Below are 18460 nucleotides of genomic sequence, written 5' to 3' on the forward strand. Positions count from 1 at the left end.
CGGAGAAGCCCGTTCCGTCCGACTACTGCGAGCATGTCCAGAACGGAGAAGTAATTACGGAGAGACGCGATGACCACGTTCGAGACCGGTCAGTTTGTCGTGCGGTCCCCATTGGCGGAACCGTTATCCAGTCGGCCGATCGGCTGACCAGCGACCAGGACTGAGCAGGGAGAGGAATCGGAACGTGAGCACAATCGACATCCCGGCACGGGCCGGCCGACGGGAATGGGCTGCACTGGCCGTACTGTCCCTGGCCGCCATGCTGATGACCTTCGACATGTTCGTGTTGTTGCTGGCGCTCCCCGACCTCAGCGCCGACCTGCGGCCGAGCACCGTCGAACAACTCTGGATCCTGGACATCTACGGCTTCGTCGTCGGCGGCTTCCTGGTCACCATGGGAACACTGGGTGACCGCATCGGCCGGCGCCGGCTGCTGCAGCTGGGCGCGATCTTCTTCGCCGTCGCCTCGATCATCGCCGCCTACGCGCCCACCGCCGAACTGCTCATCGCCGCCCGCGCGCTGCTCGGCCTCGCCGGCGCCACCCTCGCGCCCTCGACGCTCGCGCTGATCAGCAACATGTTCCGCGACCCGGCGCAGATGGGCCAGGCGATCGGCATCTGGGCCGGCTCGTTCGCCCTCGGCTCGATCCTCGGCCCGGTCGTCGGCGGGTTCATGCTCGCGCACTTCTGGTGGGGCTCGGTGTTCCTGATCGCCGTGCCGGTCATGGTGGTGCTGCTGGTGCTGCTGCCGATCCTCGTGCCGGAGTTCAAGAGTCCCGACGCGCCCAAACTCGACCTCGCCAGCGCGGCACTGTCCCTCGGCGCGATGCTCGGGTTCATCTACTTCATCAAGGAGCTGTCCCGCTACGGCCTCGAACCGCTGTCCACCGCCATCGGCCTCGCCGGTGTCGCGCTGGGCATCGTGTTCGCCAAACGCCAGCTGCGCCTGGCCAACCCGATGCTGGACCTGAGCATGTTCCGCAACCGCAAGTTCAGCACCATGCTGGTCGGGTTGCTGCTCTACGGCATCGTCGGCGCGTCCTGCCTGCTGTTCATGACCCAGTTCTTCACCTCGGTGTCCAACCTGAGCCCCCTGCAGGCCGCGCTGTGCCTGCTGCCGGGCATGGTCGTCGCCGTCGCCAGCTCCATGATCGCGCCGCTGGTCGCCCGCCGGGTCCGCCCGGCCTACCTCATCGGCTACGGCCTGTTCGGCGTCGCGGCCGCGTTCATCTGGTTCTCCCAGATCGACGCGACCTCCGGGCCGCTGCCGCTGATCATCGGCTACGCCATCATCGGGCTGTGCGACGGGCCGCTGGTGTCGCTGGGCACTGGGCTGGTCATCAGCGCGGCCCCGCCGGAGAAGGCCGGCCAGTCCTCGTCGATGGCCCAGGTGTCCAACGAGGCCGGCGCCGCGCTGGGCGTCGCCCTGCTCGGCAGCGTCGGCTCCCTGGTCTACATCAGCCAGCTCGATGCCACGATGCCCGCCGACGTCCCGGCCGCGGCCGCCGACGCCGCCCGGGAGAACGTCGCCGGCGCGGTCGCCGAGGCCGGCCAGCTCGCCGAACCGGCCCGCACCGACCTGCTCGACGTGGCCAGGGACGCCTTCACCTCCGGGGTGAACGTCTTCGGCTGGGTCGCGGCGGTCGTGGTGGTGGCCGCGGCCGTGTTCATCATCGGCACGCTCAAGCACGTGCCACCGATGAGCGAGGTCGAGGAGCAGGGCCAGGACCAGGATCCGGATGGTGCGCAGGCGGCCGAGGGTGCGGCCGTCGGGGCATCGGACCAGGTCAAGTAGGAGCGCTGGTCGTCGACGCCGGGCCCTGGTGGGGGCCCGGCGTTCGGCTGTTCCGGGTGGCCTGGGTGGACCGATAGCGAGGTGATAGCACCGTTATGTACCGTAAAAACGTGCCGAGGAAACCGGATCCGAACGTTCGTTCGACGCTCATCGAGGTCGCCGCGCGCCTGCTCGCCGAGGACGGCCCGCAGGCGCTGTCGACCAGGCGGGTGGCGGCCGACGCGGACACCTCCACCATGGCCGTGTACACCCATTTCGGCAGCATGAGCGGGCTGGTGCGGGAGATCGTCTACGAGGGCTTCGCCCGGCTCCAGGACTACTTCAGCCAGATCAAGGAGACCGACGACCCGGTCTCGGACCTGTGCGTGCACGGCCGGGCCTACCGGCGCAACGCGCTGGCCAACCCCCACCTGTACGCGGTGATGTTCGGCGGCGAGTCGCTGTCGGGCTTCGAGCTCAGCGAGGAGGACCGCCAGCACGGCCGGTACGTGCTGGCCAGCATCGTCGGCTGCGTCGGCCGCTGCGTCGAGCAGGGGCGCTTCCGCCAGGCCGACCCGGGGATGGTCGCCCACCACATGTGGTTCGCCATGCACGGGCTGGTCAACCTGGAGCTGGGGGACTACCTGATCGAGCCGTGGGGGGCCCAGGAGTGCTTCGAGAGCCAGCTCGTCACGCTGGTCGTCGGCGCTGGTGACGGCCTTGACCTGGCGACCCGTTCGGTCGCCGAGTCGGCGCAGCGGCTGGACGCGGAGCTGGGGATCAGGGCGTAGAATCGCGGCCCGTCGCGGGCTACTGTGGAGTAGTGAACGACGTCGACGTGCTGATCGTGGGTGCCGGGCTCTCCGGCATCGGCGCCGCCTGTCACCTGTCCCGCGAGTGCCCCGACCGCAGCTACGCGGTGCTGGAGGCCCGGGACGCGATCGGCGGCACCTGGGACCTGTTCCGTTACCCCGGGGTGCGCTCCGACTCCGACATGTTCACCCTCGGTTACTCCTTCCGGCCGTGGACCAAGTCCAAGTCGATGGCCGACGGTCCGTCGATCCGCGAGTACGTTCGGGACACGGCCCACGAGTACGGCGTCGACCGCCGGATCCGCTTCGGCCACAAGGTCGTCGCCGCGCACTGGTCCTCCGAGGACAACCGGTGGACCGTGCACGCGGTCCACCACACCCCCGAAGGCGACCGTGACGTCGTCCTGACCTGCACGTTCCTGTTCGTCTGCTCCGGCTACTACCGCTACGACAAGGGCTACACCCCCGACCTGCCCGGCCTCGACCGGTTCGCCGGCCCGGTCGTGCACCCCCAGCACTGGCCCGCCGACCTCGACTACACCGGCCAGCGGGTCGTGGTGATCGGCAGCGGCGCGACGGCCGTGACCCTGGTGCCGTCGATGGCCGACACCGCCGCCCACGTCACGATGCTCCAACGCTCGCCCAGCTACGTACTGTCACTGCCGGCGGTCGACCCGATCGCCAGGCTGCTGCGCGGCCGGCTGCCGCTGAACGTGCTGTACCCGATCGTGCGGTGGAAGAACGTGCTGTCCGCGCAGGCCGCGTTCCAGCTCTCCCGGCGCGCCCCGAAGGTGATGAAGTCGTTGCTGCGCAAGGCAGCCCAGCGGGTGCTGCCGGCCGGCTACGACGTCGACACCCACTTCCGGCCGCGCTACGACCCGTGGGACCAGCGCATGTGCTTCGTCCCCGACGGCGACCTGTTCCGCGCGGTGCGCGAGGGCCGGGCGTCGATCGTGACCGACCGCATCGCCGGCTTCACCGCCGGCGGCATCACCCTGGAGTCCGGCGACGAGTTGCCGGCCGACGTCGTCGTCACCGCCACCGGCCTGAACCTGCTGGCCATCGGCGGGATGTCGCTGACCGTCGACGGCCAGCCGGTGGAGCTGGGAGACACGTTGGCGTACAAGGGGATGATGCTCTCCGGCGTGCCGAACTTCGCGCTGACGATCGGGTACACGAACGCGTCGTGGACGCTCAAGGCGGACCTGGTGGCCCGGTACGTGTGCCGGCTGCTCAACCACCTGGCGGCCACCGGCCACCGCAGCGCGACACCGGCACCGCCGCCCGGCACGTCGGCCGAGGTTCCGTTGGTCGACCTGCACTCCGGCTACGTGCTGCGCAGCATCGACGCACTGCCCAAACAGGGCCGCTCGGCGCCGTGGCGCCTCTACCAGAACTACCCCCGCGACGTGCTGCTGATGCGGTACGGACCGGTCGACGACCAGATGGTGTTCGACCAGACCCCCGCCCGTGTCCTGAGTGGACAGACGCGGTGAGCACGCTCCAGGTCGACGGCCGGACCGTGCACTACCGGGACACCGGTGACGGCCCGCCGGTGCTGCTGCTGCACGGGATCATGCGCAGCCTCGACGACTGGACCGAACAGCACGCGCTGCTCGCCGGCCACCGGGTGATCAGCCTCGACCTGGCCGGCTTCGGCGAGTCCGACCCGCTGCCCGGGCGCACCACCCTGCCGCCGCTGGCCGACCACGTCCTGGCCTTCCTCGACGCACTGGGGGAGACCCGGCCGATGCACGTCATCGGCAACTCGCTGGGCGGGGCCGTCGCGATGCTGCTGTCGCTGCGCCGGCCGGACCGGGTACGCAGCCTGGTCCTGGTGGCCAGCGCGGGCTTCGGGCGCGAGGTGACCGTCGCGTTGCGGATCCTGGCGGTGCGGCCACTGGGACGTCTGCTGCTGCGGCCCTCCCGCACGGCGGCCTACCGGGCCGAGCGGGCGATCTTCCGCGACCGCCGGTACGTGACCGACGAACGTGTCACGCGTGGATACACGCTGGCCGGTCGACCGCACGGGGCGCGGGTCATGCTCGAACTCAGCCGTTCCCTCGGCACGATCCGGGGCGTGCGGCGGTTGTGGCGTGACGCGGTCCTCCGGGCGGTCGCCGCGGCGCCGGTGCCCACGCTGGTGGTGTGGGGATCCGACGATCTGATCCTTCCGGCCAGTCACCTGGACCACGCGCACGCCGCGTTGCCCCACGTGAGGACCCAGCTGTTCGCCGATACCGGGCACATGCCGCAGATCGAGCGGGCCGAGGAGTTCGCCGAGCTGGTCCGGACGTTCTGGGTCGAGGACGTCGGTCAGGGGAGTTCGCCTGGTCGCGCGGTGTCGTCCAGGTAGCGCAGGCCGTCGTTGAGCGAGTTGGCCGGGTCGCGTTGGAGGTGGCTGGCCCAGTCGGGCCAGCCTTCTTCCCGGAGCCAGGCGTAGCAGGCCAGGGCGTAGCAGAACTGGGGTTCCGACAGGAAGCCGATGCGGTCGATCTGGCGTCTGACGTCGATGTACTGGGGGAAGACGTTGACGTACTGCCCTGCCCTGTTCGGGTTGTCGCGGTCGGTGAACTGGATGATCGACCTGGCCTCGAAGCTGGCGTTGACACTGAAGACTCCGGCGCCGTAGTAGACGGTGAGCAGATCGGCGAGTTGTTCGTGGTCGCGGCGCCGGGTGGTGACGCGCTCCTCACCGAGTAGCCGCACGTGTGCCAACTGGTGGGCCAGGCGCGCGACGATCCGGAACGGGTCGGCGGCGTAGTAGCTGTCGACCTGAACCAGGACCAGGCCCTGCTCCCGCCGATAGCACTCCACCGGTGGGCGGGTCACCCCGACCGTCGAGATCAGCGCGGCCAGGTCCTCGTCCTGGAACGTCAACCGCACCACGGACGGATCGACGGACAGCCGTTCGCGCAACGCGTCGAACAGTGTGCGGACCTCGTCCGCTGTGCCCGAATAGTCCCTCGGGATCACGGCAGGTGTCGGCAACAGCGGGTCCGCGTGTAACGGATCGTCGCCGAACTCCTTGCGGAACCAGGCGAACGACTCCTCGATCCAGGTGCCGACCTCCGCGTCGATCGGGCACTTGCGACGGAACCACCCCATGCCGGCCGACGGTAACGCGCGACCGGGCCGCTCGCGGACGGTTCGGCGATACCGACGGTATTCCTCGCGGCGTTCGGCGGGTACGGTGCCCGCATGTCCCCATCCGGCCCGTACCAGGGCGAACCAGGGCGGCAGCCGTACGGCCGGCCGCCGGCGTACCCTCCGCAGCAGCAGTACGGGGGGTACCAGGAGCCCGGCTACCGCGAGCCCTACCAGCAGCAGGACCCCTACCGCCAGCCGCCGCAGAGACCAGCGGCGGGGCCGCCGCCGTCCTACGACGACGAGCGCGGCGGTGGCTTCCGGATCCCGGGTATCGGCCTGGTTCTCACGGTGCTCGGGCTGGTCGTGCAGGTGCTGTGCCTGCTGATCCTGCCGTGGGTGTCGGCCTCGGCCGCCGGTGGCGAGCCGATCTCGCTGCCCGAACTGTGGGACGCGGTCACCGACGCCGGCGCCAGCGGCTTCGGCGGCTGGTACGTCGTGCTGTTCACCTACCCGCTGGCGGCGCTCGGCGTGCTGCTCGCCCTCGTCTCGGTCCTCGAGTCGGTGGCGATGAAGTTCGTGTGGGCCGGGCTGGCGATCGTCGGGGTCGGCTACCTGGTGCTGCGCTACGGCCTGCTGGAGATGTTCGGCGAGGGCGGGGTCGACCTGTCCCGCCAGGAACTCACCACCGTGGTCGTCGCGGTCGCCGTGCTGGTGCTGGTGATCTTCATGCTGCGCACGGCGATGGTGTGGTTCCGGCGGATCGCCGGGATCGTGCTGCTGGTGATCGCCGGCGTGCACATCTACGCCGTGCAGGACTTCGCGCCCGAGTCCGAGTCGCTGAGCATCGGCGCCTACGGGCCCGCGCTGGGCTACGTGATCAGCGGCGTCGCCGCCATCATCGGCCCGCGCCGGCTCATCCCGGGCTGAGCACCCCGGTGCGGCCCCGTTTCTCCCGGGGCCGCACCGGCCCGTGTGGTATCGATGACCCATGTCGACACCCAGGATCGCACTGGTGACCGGCGGCGGCAGCGGTCTTGGCCGCCGGATCGCCACCACCCTGGCCGAGGCCGGCTACGAGGTGGTGGTGGCCGGCCGCCACGTCGAGACCCTGGCCGCCGTGCCCGGCACCACACCGTTCGTCGCCGACGTGACGTCCGGGTCGTCGGTACGAGCGCTGTTCGACCACGTCGCCACCATCCACGGCCGACTGGACGTCCTGGTGAACAACGCCGGCGTCTTCGGCACCGGCGGCCCCCTGACCGACGTGTCCGAACAGGACTGGCAACAGGTCGTCGACACCAACCTGACCGGGACGTTCCGCTGCGCCCAGGCAGCGTTCCGCCTGATGAGCACCCAGGTTCCGCGCGGCGGCCGCATCATCAACAACGGCTCGGTGTCCGCGCACGTCCCCCGCCCCGGCGCGGTCGCCTACACGGCGACGAAACACGCCGTCACCGGCCTGACGAAAGCGCTGTCGCTGGAGGGCAGGGCCCACGACATCGCCTGCGGCCAGATCGACATCGGCAACGCCGCCAGCGCCATGACCGCCGACTTCTCCACCGGAGTCCCCCAGGCCGACGGCACGGTGCGCGCCGAACCGGTCATGGACCCCCAACACGTCGCCGACGCGGTGCTGCACATGGCCGAACTGCCACTGTCGGCCAACATCCAGTTCCTGACGCTGATGGCCACCACCATGCCCTACATCGGCCGGGGCTAGGTCACAGGCGGGGGTCCACCGCCTCGGATTCCAGTGCCAGGACGGCGAACACGGGCTCGTGGACGCGCCACAACGGTTCGCCGTCGACGAACCGGTCCAGGGCTTCCAGACCGAGGGCGTACTCCCGCAACGCCAGCGAACGTTTGCGCCCCAGCGACCGTTGACGCAGCCGGTCCAGGTGGTCGGGATAGTCCGGCCCGTAGATGATCCGCAGGTACTCCGGCCCCCGGCACTTCACGCCCGGTTGCACCAGCCCCCGCTTCCCCCGCGCCAGCCCCTCGAACGGCTTGACGACCATCCCCTCGCCGCCGGTCGCGGTGAGTTCGGTCCACCAGTCGATGCCGGCGGCGACGGACGTCTCGTCGGTCACGTCCACGGACAGGCGTCTGGTCGGGCGGAACAGCTCGGGGTCGGCGGCGACCAGCGTGTCCAGCACGCGGTGGTGCCAGTCCCGGTCCTGTCCGGCGTACGCGCCGCCGGCACCGGCCAGGACGGCGAACGGGGCCAGCGCGATCCCGTCCAGGCCGTCGACCGGCCAGCAGTACCGGCCGTAGGCCCGCGTGTAAACCTGCGCATTGTGCAGTCGCCGGCTCTGGCGGGCCGCGAGGTCGTCCACGACACCGGGCCCCAGCCGCTTGGCTGTGGCCGCCAGGACCTCGTTGACCTGCGGTAACACCGTCCTGGCTGCCGCGCCGACGGGGGCGTACTGGTCGCGCAGCAGGGCGCCGGCCTTGGCCGACCAGGGGAGCAGTTCCAGGTCCAGCGCGAGCCAGTCGGTGTCCAGGTCCGACCACAGGGGCTCGGCGGCCCGGCGGACGCGGTCCAGCAGGCTGGCGGTCGTCGCCTCGTCGAAGAAGGGGCGGCCGGTGCGGGTGTACAGGGCGCCGGCGGTGCCGTCGTCGACGGCGAACCGGGTGCGGGCCGCGTCCGGGGTGCGGCACACGACGGCCACCGCCCGCGAGCCCATGTGCTTCTCCTCGCAGACGACCTTCGCCACGCCGGCCGACCGGTAGCTCGTGAACGCCTCCGCCGGGTGCTCCAGCATTCCGTCCACAGTGGAGGTTTGGGGCGGGGCCATCGTCGGCGGCAGGTACACCAGCCAGCGCGGGTCGACGGCGAAGCGGCTCATCACCTCCAGCGCCCCGGCCGCGTTCTCCTCCGGCACCTTCAGGTGGCCGAGCAGCCGCGTCTCGACCGTGCGCGCTCCCAGCACGTCGTCCAGGCGCAGCAGGCCCGGCGGGCGCTGCGGTACCAGCGGCGCCAGCGGACGCACCGGCGCGTAGTACTCGCGCTCCGCCGGCACCGACACCAGCTCGCGCTCCGGCCAGCGCAACGCCGTCAGCTCCCCGCCGAACACACACCCCGTGTCCAGGCAGATCGTGTTGTTCACCCACTCCGCCTCGGTCGTGGTGGTGTGCCCGTAAACCACGGCCGCCGCACCCCGGTAGTCCTGCGCCCACGGCAGCCGCACCGGCAGGCCGTACTCGTCGGTCTCGCCGGTGGTGTCGCCGTACAGGCAGAACGCGCGCACCCGGCCGGACGACCGCCCCTGGTACTGCTCCTTCAACCCCGCGTGCGCCACCACCAGTCGCCCGCCGTCCAGCCGGTAATGGCTGATCAGGCCATACATGAACTCCCGCGCCCGCGCCCGGAACTCCGCCGGCTCGGCCGCCAGCTGCGCCAGCGACTCCGCCCGGCCGTGCGCGATCCGCACCTTCCGCCCGTCCAGCGCCTGGACCAGCTTCGCCTCGTGGTTGCCGGCCACGCACAGCGCCGTTCCGGCCTCGACCATGCCCATCACCAGGCGTAACACCCCGGGGGTCGCCGGTCCCCGGTCGACCAGGTCGCCGACGAACACCGCCGTACGACCGCCCGGGTGGTACGCGCCATCGTCGGACACCACGTAGCCCAGCCTGGTCAGCAGCGCCCGCAGCTCGATCAGGCAACCGTGCACGTCGCCGATCACGTCGAACGGGCCGGTCAGCTCCCGGCGGTCGTTGTAGGCCTTCTCCCACTCGACCCGCGCCGCCGCCACATCGTCCACAGAGGACAGAACGTGGACCTTGCGGAAGCCCTCCCGGCCCAGCCCCCGGACCGACCGCCGCAGCGCGTCCTGCTGGCGGCGCAGTACCTGGTCGGGCAGCGCCCGGTGTCCCGCGTTGCGCTCCCTGGCCACCGACGGCGGCAGGTCGAACACCACCGCCACCGGCAGTACGTCCTGCTCGCGGGCCGCCGCCACCAGCCGCGCCCGGTCCTCCCGGTGCAGGTGGGTCGCGTCGACCACCGTCAGCCGCCCGGCCCGCAGCCGGAGCGCGGCCACCTGGTACAGCGCCGCGAACGCGTCGGCGCTGGCCGACTGGTCGTTCTCGTCGTCGGCGACCAGGCCGCGGAAGAAGTCCGAGGACAGCACCTGGGTCGGCGCGAAGTGCCGCGCCGCGAACGTCGACTTGCCCGACCCGGACACGCCGACCAGCGCCACCAGGCTCAACTCCGGAATCGCCAGCGTCGGCATCGCTACGCCCCCCTCGTGAACACGGCCAGCTGCGTCGGCGCCCCGACCCGCTCGTCCACCGGCCCGACCGGCACCCGCCGCACCCGGTAGCCGAACTCGGCGCCCACCCCGTCCGACCAGGCCGCGAACTCCGCCCTGGTCCACTCGAAACGGTGGTCCGGATGCCGGAACCGGCCCGCCGGCAGCGACTCCCAGCACGCGTTGTACTCGGCGTTCGGTGTGGTGACGATCACCGCCGTCGGCGCGGCCGTGCCGAACACCGCCGCCGCCAGCGCCCCCAGCCTCGGCGGGTCGACGTGTTCGACCACTTCGGACAGCACGACCGCGTCGAACCCGGCGAGCCGGTCGTCGGCGTAGGTCACCGAGCCCTGCAACAACCGCACCCGCCGCTGGTCGGGCAGCTCGTCCAGGCGCAGCCGCCGGTTCGCCGCACGCAACACCCGCGCCGCCACGTCCACCCCGACGATCTCGGTGAACGACCGGTCGGCGACCAGCTCACGCAGCAGGTTTCCCTCCCCACAGCCCAGATCCACCACCCGGGTCGCGCCGGCCGAGGCCAGCTCGGCCAGGATCGCCGCCCGCCGCGCCTGCGCCAGCGTCGGCACCCGCCGGTCAGCGGAGTCGTGCCCGTCCGGTTCCCGCTCGTCCGGTTCCCCCGGCCGGTCGTCCAGCGCGTCGAGCCTGGCCAGCGCCTCGGCGGCGTAGCCGCGCTGGTGGGCCAGGTAGCGGGCGGTGATCAGCTCCCGCTCCGGGTGGCCCGGCAGCCACGCGCCACCCGCGCGGATCAGCTTGTCGACCTCGTCGCCGGAGACCCAGTAGTGCTTGGCGTCGTCGAGCACCGGCAGCAGCACGTACAGCTGGGACAGCGCCTCGGCCAGCCGCAGCGTCCCGGCCAGCCGCAGGTCGACGTAGCGGGACACGCCCCACTCCGGGAACGCCGGGTCCAGCTCGACCGGGGTCGCGATGACCGCCCAGCCCAGCGGGGCGAACAGCCGCCGCACCAGGTCGGGGCCGCCGGGGCAGGGCAGCACCGGGACCCGGATCTCCAGCGGGATCGCCGTCGCCGCCAGTTCCGGGCGCGCGTCGCAGCGGCCCTTCATCGCCGTGGCGAACACCTTGCCCAGCGTGACCGCCAGCAGCGAGGACGCAGCGTAGGGCCGGTCGTTGACGTACTGGCCGAGCGAGAACCCCTCACCGGCCGTTCCCCTGGCCGAGCGCACCAGCTCCACCGGGTCGACCTCCAGCACCAGCGCCGCCGTGCACCGCGACTGGTCAGCCTCCGGGTACATGACGTGCGCCACCCCGGCGGCCACGTCGAAACACTGAACCCGGTCGGGGTGTTTGTGCAGTAGAAAGCCCAGGTCACTGGCGGGGCGGTGGGTTGTCGACAGGGTCACCAGCATGGTGATCAGTATGGCCGCCAGAGCAAATGCGTAGTCTTGTCGGGGCCTGCGGATACCCTCATCTACGGTGGTGCGCGCCGCGGACCGGGTTGGTCGATCATGGCGCGGCAATGGGACACAGGAGCTGAGGGTGACTGCGGAGACCTTCTACGGGGCCGACGATCTGACGCATCTCGAGGGACTCGAGGCGGTGCGTAAACGCCCCGGCATGTACATCGGGTCCACCGACAGCCGCGGCATCAACCACCTCGTCAACGAGATCGTCGACAACTCGACGGACGAGGGCGTCGCCGGCCACGCCACCAAGATCGTGGTCACCCTGCACGCCGACGGCAGCGTCCAGGTCGACGACGACGGCCGGGGCATCCCCACCGGCACGCACGCCAAGTCCAAACTCTCCGGCGTCGAACTGGTGCTCACCCGCCTGCACGCCGGCGGCAAGTTCGGCGGCACCGGCTACAAGACCTCCGGCGGCCTGCACGGCGTCGGCGCTTCCGCGGTGAACGCGCTGTCCCACCGCTACGACATCACCGTGCGCCGCGAGGGCAAGGTCCACCAGATGTCGTTCGCGCGCGGCGTCCCCGGTGTGTTCGACGGGCCTGGCCCCAAGGCCAAGTTCAAGAAGCAGTCCGGCCTCCAGGTCGAACGCCGGATGAAACGCGGCGAGCCGACCGGCACGTCCACCCGCTACTGGCACGACACGCGCTACTTCGAGAACAACGCCACGCTCGACATCGAGGCCGTGCGCAGCAAGCTGCGCAACACCGCGTTCCTCGTCCCCGGCGTCACCTACGTGCTGCGCAACGCCACCGACGGCGCCATCGAGGAGGAGACGTTCTCCTACCCCAACGGCATCGCCGACATGGTCGACTTCCTCGCCCCCGGCGACGAGAAAGCCGTCTCCGGCACCCTGATGATCACCGGCGAGGGCACCTACCGCGAGAACGCCGCCGACGAGAACGGCGTCATGCAGTCCAAAGTGGAACGCCGGGCCGAGGTCGAGGTCGCGCTGCGCTGGGGAACCGGCTACGACCGCACCGTCGAATGCTTCACCAACACCATCCGCAACGTCCACGGCGGCACCCACCGGCGCGGCTTCGACCGCGCCGTCCTCAAGTCCGTCCAGGACGCCATCGGCCGGACCAGGGGCCTGCTCAAACCCAAGGAGGACCCACCCACCCTGGAGGACGTCCAGGAGGGCATGACCGCGGTGGTGCACGTGCGCCTGCCCGAACCCCAGTTCACCTCCCAGACCAAGGACGAGCTGTCCACCGCCGGCATCACCAAGGTCCTGCAGGGCATCGTCGAACAACACATCAAGGCGTGGACCGAGAACCGCCGAACCAAGACCGAGGCCAAAACGGTCCTGCAGAAGGTCGTCGACGCCTCCCGCGTGCGCCTCACCCAGAAACAACAGAAGGACGCCGCCCGCCGCAAGACCGCCCTCGAGGGCGCCGCCATGCCCCCGAAACTCGTCGACTGCCGCGCCACCGGCATCGCCCGCAGCGAGCTGTTCCTCGTCGAGGGCGACAGCGCCCTGGGCAGCGCGCGGCATGCGCGGGTGTCCGAGTACCAGGCGCTGCTTCCGTTACGGGGCAAGATTCTCAACGTGCAGAAGGCGAGTCTCGCCGACACGTTGCGCAATGCGGAGATCGCGTCGATCGTGCAGGTGCTCGGGGCGGGCAGTGGGCGCACGTTCGACCTGTCGACCATGCGCTACGGCAGGGTGATCCTGATGGCGGACGCCGATGTGGACGGTTCGCACATCCGGACGCTGCTGATCACGTTGTTCGCCCGGTACATGCGGCCGGTGATCGAGGACGGGCGGCTGTACGCCGCGATGCCGCCGTTGCACAAGATCACCACCAAGGGGCGCAACGCGGAGACCATCTTCACCTTCACCCAGCGGGAGATGGAGACCACGGTCGCCCGGCTGGAGAAGGCCGGGCGGCAGATCATCACGCCGGTGCCCCGGTTCAAGGGGCTCGGCGAGATGGACGCCGACGAGCTCTGGGAGACCACGATGAACCCGGCGACCAGGTCGGTCCGCCGGATCACCCTCGACGACGCCGAGGCCGCGGAGGCGGCACTGGAGTTGTTGATGGGGGAGAAGGTCGAACCGAGGCGGGCGTGGCTGGTCGAGTCCTCCGCCAGGGTGGACCAGTCGGCGATCGACATCTGAGGACAGGAACGACATGGCACGCCGCAAGGCCCGCACGACCCGGGTCGACCCTGCCGCCTTCGACCGCGCGGGCGCCCAGGTCTTCGACAACTCGCTCAAGACCGAGATCGAGGACTCCTACCTGGAGTACGCCTACTCGGTCATCCACTCCCGCGCCCTGCCCGACGCGCGCGACGGCCTCAAACCCGTCCACCGCCGGATCCTGTACTCCATGAACGACAACGGGTACCGGCCGACCCACCCCTACGTGAAGTCCTCCCGCGTCGTCGGTGACGTCATGGGCCGCTACCACCCGCACGGCGACATGGCCATCTACGACGCCATGGTCCGCCTCGCCCAGGACTTCTCGATGAACGCCCCGCTCATCGACGGGCACGGAAATTTTGGTTCCCCAGACGATGGACCGGCCGCGAGCAGGTACACGGAATCCCGGTTGTCGCGGGAGGCGATGTTGCTGGTCGGGGAGCTCGGTGAGGACACCGTGGACTTCCGGCCCAACTACGACGGGTCGTTGGAGGAGCCGGTTGTGCTGCCGGCGGCGTTCCCGAACCTGTTGGTGAACGGGACGTCCGGGATCGCGGTCGGGATGGCGACGAACATGATCCCGCACAACCTCGGTGAGGTCATCGGGGCGGCGCGGTGGCTGATCAACCATCCCAACGCGACTCTCGACAAGCTGATGGAGTTCATCCCCGGCCCCGATCTGCCGACCGGCGGCATGCTGCTGGGCCTGGACGAGGTGCGGCGCGCCTACGAGACCGGGCGCGGCGTGGTCCGGATGCGCGCCAAGGTGGAGATCGGGCTGTTGGAGGGCAGCCGCGGCCGGCAGGCGATCACCGTCGTCGAGCTGCCCTACGCCGTGGGCCCCGAGAAGATCATCGAGAAGATCACCGACGAGGTGACGAAGTCCAAGCGGCTCACCGGGATCGCCGACGTCAAGGACCTGACCGACGGTGAGAACGGCACCCGGCTGGTCATCGAGTGCAAGGTCGGGGTGAACCCGCAGGCGTTACTGGCCGACCTCTACCGGCTCACGCCGCTGGAGCAGTCCTTCGGCATCAACAACCTCGTGCTCGTCGACGGGCAGCCCCGCACCCTTGGCCTCAAGGCGCTGCTCGAAGTGTTCCTGCGGCACCGCTACGACGTCGTCACCCGCCGCACCCGGTACCGGCGCCGCAAGCGGGAGGAGCGGCTGCACCTGGTCGAGGGTCTGCTGATCGCCCTGGTGGACATCGACAAGGTGATCCGGCTGATCCGCACCAGTGAGAACGCCGCCGAGGCCAAGGAAGGCCTGATGAAGCGGTTCAAGCTCACCGAGGTCCAGGCCACCTACATCCTCGACACCCCGCTGCGCCGGCTCACCAAGTACGACCGGCTGGAGCTGGAGGACGAGCAGGAGCGGCTGCGCGCCGAGATCGCCGAGCTGTCCACGATCCTCGACGACGACTCGGTGCTGCGCAAGGTCGTGTCCACCGAACTGGCCAAGGTCGCCAAGGACCTCGCCGGGGAGCGGCGGACCGCGCTGATCGACGGCGACCTCAAGGAGGTGCTGGCCGCGTCGAAGCCGGCCGGCCCGCTGGAGGTCGCCGACGACCCGTGCCAGGTCATCCTGTCGGCCACCGGGCTGGTGGCGCGCACGGCGGCCGAGTCCGAGGAGGCGACCGAGGCGCGCCGGCGCAGCGGGCGCGCCAGGCACGACGCGGTCGCCGCGCTGGTGCACAGCACGGCGCGCGGCCAGATCCTGGTGGTGACCAGCCGGGGCCGCGCGTTCAAGACCGACGTGCTGCCGCTGCCGGTGCTGCCCGAGCACGCCGGCACGGTGTCGCTGGGCGGCGGGATGGCGGCCAGCGAGCTGGTGCCGCTGGAGAAGGGCGAGCGGGTCGTGGGCATCGCGCCGCTGGGCGAGCGTGCGGCGGGGTCGCCGGGGCTGGCGTTGGGCACCCGCTCGGGGGTGGTGAAGGTGTGTGCGCCGGACTGGCCGGTGCGTTCCGACGAGTTCGACGTGATCGGGCTGCGGGACGGCGACGAGGTTCTGGGCGCGGTCTGGCTGGCCGACGGCACGGAGACGTGCGTGTTCCTGTCCTCGGACTCGTCGCTGCTGCGGTTCCCGGCGTCGCTGGTGCGCCCGCAGGGCCTCAAGGGCGGCGGGATGGCCGGCATCAACCTGACGGCGGGCTCGGAGGCGGTGTTCTTCGGGGCGCTGCGCACCGACGACGACGAGCACGGCGAGCCGATGGTGGTCACGGCGACGGGGCAGAGCGTGAAGGTGACGCCGTTCGCGAAGTACCCGGCGAAGGGGCGGGCGACCGGCGGGGTGCGGACCCACCGGTTCCTCAAGGGCGAGTCGCGGCTGGTGCTGGGCTGGGTCGGTCCTCGGCCGGCCGGGGTGGCGAAGAACGGGTCGTCGGTGGAGCTGCCGGAGCCGGATGTGCGGCGGGACGGGTCGGGGACGGCGCATCCCGGGCCGGACATGGTCGGCCGGCTGGTCGAGCGGGGTTAGCTGGTCGGGCGGCCGGTGCCGGGGGAACGGCACCGACCGCCCGATCGTCAGGGTCGGATCACGAACAGGCCGCCGCGCAGGGCGACCACATCGGACACGTCGGTGCGCCGGGTCGGCACGGTGACCCGCTGGCCTTCCGCGTCGAGGTGTCCCCAGCGCCACACCGAGCCGTCGGGGGCGACCGCCTGACCGGCCGTGACCTGCGTGATGCCGGTGAGCGCGATGCGCCGCGGGGTGGGCACGGTGCACGAGTCGGTGCACAGTTCGCCGTTGCCCAGGCCGCCGTCGCGGTTGTCGCCCCACGCCCACACGTCGCCGTCGGTGGTGCGCGCGAACACCCGCTGGTCCTTCGTCACGATCTCGGCGACCGGCTTGTCGATCGCGGTGACCCGGACCGGCACGTTCGACGATCCGCCGACGGTGCCGTTGCCGAGCAGCCCTCGGCTGTTGTCGCCCCACGCCCACAGCGCGCCGTCGGCGGCGACCGCGTAGGCGGTGCCGTAGTCGGCGGTGGTCACCGAGGTCACGCCGGTCAGGCCGGGGATCTGGGCGGGGGTGCCGGTCACCGCCGTCGATCCGGTGCCGAGTTCGCCGTCGGTGTTGAGGCCCCACGACCACACGGTGCCCTCGGCGGTCCTGGCGTAGATCGCGCGGGCGGCGTGCAGGTCGACGACGCCGGCCGGGCCGGGGATCTGGAGGGGTGTCCGCCGCAGGGGGACCTCGTTGTCCGGGAAGCCGAGTTGGCCGCCGTAGTTGACGCCCCAGGACCAGACCGTGCCGTCGCTCTTCGCCACGAAGGTCGTCTGGCGGCTGGAGTCCAGGGCGACGACGTCGGTCAGGTCGTGCACCCGGACGGGGGTGCGGTGGATGTGGTTGTAGTCGGTGCTGTCGTTGAACCGGTAGTAGCCCTGCTGGCCCCAGCCCCACAGGGTGCCGTCGGCGCGCCGGAGGATGATGCTGTCGCGCTGTTCGTCCTCCTGGTACCAGACCTGTTCGACGTCGCGGAACGGCGCGGTGGGCACCGGCATGGTGCTGCGGCCGTCGCGCCAGCCGACGGGTCCGGTGCGGCTGTCGGAGCCCCACTGCCACAGCTGCCCGACGGAGGTCAGCGCCCAGCCGTCACCGGCGTCGGTCACCGGGAAGTACAGGCCGGTGTTGCTCGGCGGGGCGGACGTGGTGGTGGTGCCGATGCCCAGTTCGCCCAGGTTGGGGCCCTCGGCGTAGGCGCAGTGGTCGACGCAGCCGGGGACCCAGCCGGTGAAGTAGCCGGTGAGGGCGGCGACGACGTGGGTGCTGCTGTCGCGGGTGTGGACGTAGGCGCGCTGGTTCGGGTGTTCGCGCAGGACGGTGGTCGTGACCGGACCGGGGGTGACCCGGCCGGGCTGCGCGGTCAGGTCCGTCGTGCCGGGGTCGGTGTCGCGTTCGTCGAGGGTCACGGCCGTCGAGCCGGTCGGGTCCAGGGTGGCCAGGGTCAGCTGGGCGGCGATGGCGGTGTCCGGCAGCGCGGTGCCGGGCAGGATCTCGGCCGGGGCGGCGGAGGTGACCGGGCCGACGCGGTGGTCGCGGGTGCCGACGCCGGACCGGGTGTCGAACACGACGGTCGGGGTGACGGGGACGTACTTGGCGCCGAAGCGGACGCCGTGGAAGCCGACGAGGTCGATGTCGAGGGTGACGGTGCCGGCGTGGTTGTAGATCGACACGAGGCGGCCGGCGTTGAGGACGACGGTCGCCTGGTTGGTGGCCCGTTGGGCGGTGTTGAGGCTGGACACCTCGGGCCGGGGGCCGCCGTCCCAGACCGTCAGGAAGGTCGACGCGCTGGGCGCGGCGGTCAGGCTGAGGGTGGCGGCGGTGGCGGTCTGGTCGACGTACTCGGTGAGGTCGACGGTGGTCGTCTGGCGGGGGCCGAGGGTGAGGGTGGTGACCCGCTCACCGTCCTGCGGTTGGAACAGGTGGCCGCCGCCGGTGCGGTAGTAGCCGAACAGGTCGCCGGTCAGGTCGAGGTTGCCGGCGTTGTTGTAGAGGCTGATCCGCCGGTCGGCGCCGACGGGCACGGTGACCAGGTTGCTGCGGATCTCGGTGCCGGTGAGGACCAGGTTGGGCACCGACGGCCGGGCGGTGCCGGCCTGGTGGGCCGTGACGAGGGTGGCGGCGCCCGGGGAGATCCCGGTGACGTTGAGAACGACGGCGGTGGCGTCGGTCGGGAGGTGTGTGGAGAGGTCCACGGTGAGGGTGGAGACCGGGCCGACCTTGCCGGTCGGCGCGCCGACGCCGGTGCGGGTGTCGAGGACCCGGGTCGGTGTCGTGGGTTGGTAGAGGGAGGCGGTGGCGGCCGGCGCGGGCTGGTGCGCGGTGGCCGACTGGCCGACGAGGACGAGCGGTGCCACGAGCGTGGCGATCAGGACGGATCTCAGCGATCTTCGCATGACGTGCCCCCAGGATGGCGTTTTCCCCCGATTTTACTGATCCC

At 71.1% G+C, this 18460-nt stretch carries 12 protein-coding genes; 8 read left to right on the forward strand and 4 right to left on the reverse strand.

What is annotated here, in order from left to right; all coding sequences use genetic code 11:
* Nucleotides 1-184 precede the first annotated feature (184 nt).
* The 4 genes from BLA60_RS06960 (at nt 185) to BLA60_RS06975 (ending at nt 4942) form a co-directional block, all read left to right on the forward strand.
* Nucleotides 185-1795 (forward strand): MFS transporter, encoded by a 1611-nt coding sequence (locus BLA60_RS06960; protein ID WP_245811850.1) that lies wholly within the window; start codon nt 185-187, stop codon nt 1793-1795.
* Between the two features lie 110 nt (nt 1796-1905).
* Entirely contained in the window at nt 1906-2565 is a 660-nt protein-coding gene (locus BLA60_RS06965; protein ID WP_245811851.1) for a TetR/AcrR family transcriptional regulator, read from the forward strand.
* Between the two features lie 32 nt (nt 2566-2597).
* Complete coding sequence (locus tag BLA60_RS06970; protein ID WP_075131891.1) at nt 2598-4082, forward strand: flavin-containing monooxygenase; 1485 nt, start codon at nt 2598-2600, stop codon at nt 4080-4082.
* Nucleotides 4079-4942: an alpha/beta fold hydrolase gene (locus BLA60_RS06975; RefSeq protein WP_075131892.1), complete on the forward strand. Its 864-nt coding sequence runs from the start codon at nt 4079-4081 to the stop codon at nt 4940-4942. Before BLA60_RS06970 ends, BLA60_RS06975 begins: the two co-directional genes overlap by 4 nt.
* On the opposite strand, the gene BLA60_RS06980 is transcribed toward BLA60_RS06975, so the two are convergent.
* Nucleotides 4903-5694 carry a hypothetical protein gene (locus BLA60_RS06980; protein WP_075131893.1) on the reverse strand — a complete coding sequence of 264 codons (792 nt, stop codon included), beginning with the start codon at nt 5692-5694 and terminating at the stop codon, nt 4903-4905. The genes BLA60_RS06975 and BLA60_RS06980 overlap by 40 nt on opposite strands.
* Nucleotides 5695-5787: 93 nt before the next feature.
* Between BLA60_RS06980 and BLA60_RS06985 the strand changes: the two genes are divergently transcribed.
* Both BLA60_RS06985 and BLA60_RS06990 read left to right on the forward strand, forming a co-directional pair.
* Nucleotides 5788-6603, forward strand: a complete 816-nt coding sequence (locus tag BLA60_RS06985) for a hypothetical protein (RefSeq protein ID WP_075131894.1) — start codon at nt 5788-5790, stop codon at nt 6601-6603.
* A gap of 61 nt (nt 6604-6664) precedes the next feature.
* The gene (locus tag BLA60_RS06990) at nt 6665-7396 is read left to right on the forward strand and encodes an SDR family oxidoreductase (RefSeq protein ID WP_075131895.1); all 732 of its coding nucleotides are present in this window, start codon (nt 6665-6667) and stop codon (nt 7394-7396) included.
* 1 nt (nt 7397) lies between these two features.
* On the opposite strand, the gene BLA60_RS06995 is transcribed toward BLA60_RS06990, so the two are convergent.
* Nucleotides 7398-9908 (reverse strand): polynucleotide kinase-phosphatase, encoded by a 2511-nt coding sequence (locus BLA60_RS06995; protein WP_075131896.1) that lies wholly within the window; start codon nt 9906-9908, stop codon nt 7398-7400.
* Between the two features lie 2 nt (nt 9909-9910).
* Nucleotides 9911-11311, reverse strand: coding sequence for a 3' terminal RNA ribose 2'-O-methyltransferase Hen1 (locus BLA60_RS07000; protein ID WP_075131897.1), 1401 nt, complete (start codon nt 11309-11311; stop codon nt 9911-9913).
* Between the two features lie 130 nt (nt 11312-11441).
* Here BLA60_RS07000 and BLA60_RS07005 point away from each other — a divergent pair, with 130 nt between their 5' ends.
* Both BLA60_RS07005 and BLA60_RS07010 read left to right on the forward strand, forming a co-directional pair.
* On the forward strand, nt 11442-13493 hold the full coding sequence (locus BLA60_RS07005; RefSeq protein ID WP_075131898.1) for a DNA gyrase/topoisomerase IV subunit B: 2052 nt from the start codon (nt 11442-11444) through the stop codon (nt 13491-13493).
* A gap of 13 nt (nt 13494-13506) precedes the next feature.
* A complete protein-coding gene (locus BLA60_RS07010; RefSeq protein ID WP_075131899.1) occupies nt 13507-15993 on the forward strand; it encodes a DNA gyrase/topoisomerase IV subunit A in 2487 nt (828 codons plus the stop codon).
* 47 nt (nt 15994-16040) lie between these two features.
* Here the strand turns inward: BLA60_RS07010 and BLA60_RS07015 are convergent, their stop codons facing one another.
* Nucleotides 16041-18416 carry a hypothetical protein gene (locus BLA60_RS07015; protein WP_075131900.1) on the reverse strand — a complete coding sequence of 792 codons (2376 nt, stop codon included), beginning with the start codon at nt 18414-18416 and terminating at the stop codon, nt 16041-16043.
* Nucleotides 18417-18460 lie beyond the last annotated feature (44 nt).

Origin of the sequence: Actinophytocola xinjiangensis, from assembly GCF_001921215.1 — a bacterium.
In the GTDB taxonomy this organism is placed as follows: Bacteria; Actinomycetota; Actinomycetes; order Mycobacteriales; family Pseudonocardiaceae; genus Actinophytocola; species Actinophytocola xinjiangensis.